This is a genomic window from Rahnella sp. P4_A8, from assembly GCF_056402435.1.
The window spans coordinates 1-1,236 of record NZ_JBFUHK010000251.1 but is presented as its reverse complement, the minus strand read 5'-3'; the positions used below and the strand labels follow the sequence as shown (position 1 = coordinate 1,236).

General features: G+C 51.9%; 1 protein-coding gene. It reads right to left on the bottom strand.

From position 1 onward, the window contains the following. Positions 1-1,164: TcfC E-set like domain-containing protein (locus AC1DUO_RS25170; RefSeq protein ID WP_477989414.1), on the bottom strand; the 1,164-nt coding region annotated here is incomplete at its 3' end. Between the last annotated feature and the right edge of the window lie 72 nt (positions 1,165-1,236).

The window sequence follows — 1,236 nt, the reverse complement described above, 5'->3', positions numbered from 1 at the left end:
CATCACCGGTTTGCGTGATGTGCTGTCATTTTCTTCGTCATCTGTTGAGCTGACGACTTTGTTATCTGCCGTTTCACCGGCCTGTACAAACCATTGCATATGCCCGTCACTGATCCCGCCCGTTTTGGTAAACGGCTGGGTTTCGGTGCGCACGAGCTGGTTATTCTCATAAATTCGCAGGGTGACGGCATAACTGCCGCTCGGGAAGTTGCCGGTATCCAGCGTATTTGAACCGTTATTGAGATAAAACGTGCCGAGCAACTGATTGCCGCGATAAGCATCGACGCGGGATTTGCTGGAAAGCAGTACCACCAGCGGTGAACCTTTGCTGGCTTCATCAAGATTCAGGTAGCTCAGGGAACTCCCGGCACGGACGCCATCGATCGCATTCAGCGGTAACAGCGAGAAACTGATATTACCGCCCAGGTTGCTGGAAAGGTCGCGTGAGTCCATGCGTCCGGCCTGCACGTAGTGACGCTTACCTAAGCTCTGGCGGAAATAGAGATCATCGACAGATACTGTCTGGCTGTCACTGTCGTCACTTTTGTAAGAATCAAGCGACCAGTCAAAACCCACATAGCCGCTGGTCAGCACGCCCAGTGCGCCGGCGCCTTGTAGTGACAGACTCTGGTATTGATCCTGCGCTGCCACGTTCAGGGTTTGCTGATGAATTAAGGCATTTTCAGTCTGCGCGGTCGGGGTGTAATAAAGGGCTTTTTTATCAGCATCAGGCACCAGTGCTTTGCTGACAAAGACGTCGGCGGCGCTGTTGTTTTCATCGTAAATCAGCGCCAGCGAGTCGGTTTCCAGATAACCACAGCCCCTGGCGTCGGCATTGCTGCTGCAGGCCAGGTTGCCATGGCGGGGAAGCGGCGCAGACAAGGTCGCCAGCATTTTCTGGTAATCCGGCGTGCCAGTTTTCAGCGGCAGATTCAGTGCGGTAAGTACCGCCTGCGGGTCTTTAAACTGTATGGTTTCCAGTGTGACGTTGGCTTCAAATAAGCCGGCAGACTGGCCGAGCAGATTGACGTTCAGCCAGACGTTCTGACCTGAGACCAGCTCTTCGAAACCCGGAGGAACGTTAGAGCCAGCTAAAGCAAGATTGCTGAATAAAGCAAAATGAATTGCCAGAAAGCAAAGTGACACTTTCAAGTTATGTTTCATTATTTTTCCTTTATTCAAAAATCTGAGAGGTGAAAAGAATCGGCCTGATTAACAGGCCGATGAGGAGTGATT